Source organism: Acidovorax facilis (genome assembly GCF_023913775.1).
GTDB lineage: Bacteria > Pseudomonadota > Gammaproteobacteria > Burkholderiales > Burkholderiaceae_C > Acidovorax > Acidovorax facilis.
Window position 1 is genome coordinate 1 of the sequence record NZ_JAMXAX010000255.1, and the last position, 2,061, is coordinate 2,061.

Here is a 2,061-nt window from a genome sequence, read left to right on the forward strand (position 1 = left end):
GTCATCTCCCGCGCTTGCTGCTCGATTCGGTACAGCGCGGCCATGCGCTGGATGGCCTGTGCAGCTACCGGGCTTGCATGAGCTTTGGCCAGTTCATCGAACTTGCGGCGCGCATGCGCCAGGCACCCAGCCTCTTTGCGTCCTTCTGTGCGCAACACCGCGTCGTACGCCTTGTAGTCGTCACAGGTGATGGTGCCGCACCAGCCTTGCAGGAACGCCATTGGATACTTTGCACCCCGACCTGCGCAGAAGTCGTAGATCACGCCCGGCGTGCGGTCGTGCTCGCCCCGGGCATACGCCCAGATGTAGGCCTTGGTGGTCTTGCCTGCCCCGGGGTCGAGCATCCTCACCGGTGTTTCGTCGGCATGCAACACCTGCGCTCCCAGCACGAACGCACGATGCGCGTCATACAGCGGCTGCAGGCTGGCCCCAGCAGCTCCAGACCACGCAGCCAACGTCGAGCGCGGCGTGTGCACGCCAGAGCGGGCATTGATTTGTTCTTGCCGGTAGTACGGCAGATGGTCCACGAAGCGGCTGACCAGTGTGTGCGCGAGCAGCCCCGATGTCGGCATGCCCTTGTCGATGATCTGAGGCCCGACGGGCTCTTGCACCAGTAGCTGGCAGCACTTGCAGGCCCACTTGCCGCGCACGTGGCGCTGCACGAAGAATTCGGCTGGAACGATATCCAGCCGCTCGCTCACGTCTTCGCCAATACGCACCATTGCCCGACCGCACCCCGGCGATGGGCATGTGGTGTTCTCGGGTTCGTGGCGGTGCTCGACGCGGCGCAGGTGCTCTGGCAGCGGTTGGCGACGCGGCTGGCGCCTGGTGCCTGCCGCAGGCGAGGTGCTCGGCTCGGATGTGCCCTGCAAGGCCAGCAGTTGGGCCTGCAGGCTGGCCTCATCCTCGGCCGCTGTCTCTTCGAACATCTGCCGCTGCCCGGCGTTCATGCGTTCGGTCTTGGCTCCGAACTTCCAGGCCTTCAGACGCGCCAGCTCGTGCGTGATGCGCTCCAGCTTGGTGTCCTTGAACTTGATCTCCTGGGCGTGCTCGGCTGCCTGCTTGTCGCGTGCCTGCAGCAGAGTGTTCATCGCCGCGATCCGGGCCAGCATCTCTGTGGCCAACTCGACCATGGCGCTCTGGCTCAGGCCTTGGAGGTCCTGGGCTTTGAGCGCATTCACATCGAGCATGCGCCATTGTCCGAAGCTTGGCGATGGATGTCATCGGGGCATTCTCGAATTGCCCCGGGCGCGATCCTCACCGGCGCGCACGGGGCTATCCGTCACACACCATCACACGCGCGTGATGGTCTGCATGTGCGCGAGCCGCTGCCACGGCAGGCCCACGATCAGGGCTTCGAACTGGGCCTGCGTGAGTGCGGGTTGCTGCAGCGGCGCCCCATCGCTGGGCCAAGCGAAGCGTCCCTGGTTGAGCCGGCGCGTTGCGCACCATACGCCAAAGCCGTCATGCACCACCAGCTTCATCCGCGTGCCGCGCGCATTGGCAAAGAGGTAGCCGTGGTGGGCCTGCGCGGCGCCGAAGACTTGCACCACGCGGGCGATCAGGCGGTCGGCTCCGGCACGCATGTCCACGGGGTCCACTGCGAGCCACATGGCATCAATGCGCATCATCGAAGCAACTCGCGCACCCAGGCCGCGCACTCGCTGGCGGCATCGATGGGCCATGCCATGGAGATCGAGGTGTTGCCGCGACGCAGTTCAATGCGGATGTCAGCCGCCGCAGCCTTGGCGGGTAGCTGCATCGGCACGAAGGCTGCAGGTGTGTTTGCCCCCTGGCGCTTGGGCGCCGGCGGCGCATCTGGAACGACGCTACCGGGGCGCATCTCGGCAGCTTGCACCCAGCGGCGCAGAAGGTTCGCGTTGATCCCATTGGCCATCGCCACCGCAGCCATCGAGATGCCTGGCTGCATGCATGACGCCACTGCGTTCGCTTTGAATTCGTCACTGTGCAAGCGTCGGCGCCGACGACCTTCGCCGCTTTGTTCAGGAGTAGTGTTCACGTGTCCACCTAGAGTTGAGGTGGACACGAGGCTCCTACGAG

Annotated in this window: 3 protein-coding genes; all 3 read right to left on the reverse strand. The window is 65.3% G+C overall.

Translation table 11 applies throughout. From position 1 onward, the window contains the following. A partial coding sequence (gene tnpC / locus NFX52_RS29895; protein ID WP_252635984.1) for an IS66 family transposase occupies window positions 1-1,190 on the reverse strand: 1,190 nt, incomplete at its 3' end. A gap of 102 nt (window positions 1,191-1,292) precedes the next feature. After that, window positions 1,293-1,631, reverse strand: coding sequence for an IS66 family insertion sequence element accessory protein TnpB (gene tnpB, locus NFX52_RS29900; protein ID WP_055392902.1), 339 nt, complete (start codon window positions 1,629-1,631; stop codon window positions 1,293-1,295). Beyond that, entirely contained in the window at window positions 1,628-2,047 is a 420-nt protein-coding gene (locus tag NFX52_RS29905) for a transposase (protein ID WP_156358547.1), read from the reverse strand. The genes tnpB and NFX52_RS29905 overlap by 4 nt, the downstream gene beginning before the upstream one ends. Window positions 2,048-2,061: the final 14 nt, after the last annotated feature.